Raw genomic sequence first — 274 nt, 5'->3', positions numbered from 1 at the left:
AATAGGTCCGTCAGTCAAACCTAATTGTTGACCAATCGCTCTGGCGGTTTGAGGGTCATCACCAGTAATCATCTTGACGTGCACACCGGCTTGATTCATCTTCTTCAATGCTACGATCACTTCTTCCCGCGGTGCATCCAGAAGAGCTGCCAAACCAAGGAGGTGGATTCCTTGATAAAGGTGATCGTGATCCAATTCGGTGATGGATTCACCGCTCACTGGTTGATAACCAAGGGCAATCACGCGCTTACCTTGCTTTGACCAATCGTCAACT

The 274-nt window shown here is 48.5% G+C and carries 1 protein-coding gene; it reads right to left on the bottom strand.

The genetic code is table 11. From position 1 onward, the window contains the following. A partial coding sequence (locus ACFIK0_RS09695) for an HAD family hydrolase (protein ID WP_375663960.1) occupies positions 1-274 on the bottom strand: 274 nt, incomplete at both ends.

It is taken from the genome of Bartonella sp. CL63NXGY (genome assembly GCF_042194905.1).
Classification (GTDB): Bacteria; Pseudomonadota; Alphaproteobacteria; order Rhizobiales; family Rhizobiaceae; genus Bartonella.
The sequence above is the reverse complement of the archived record's forward strand: the minus strand, read 5'-3'. Positions and strand labels throughout refer to the sequence as shown.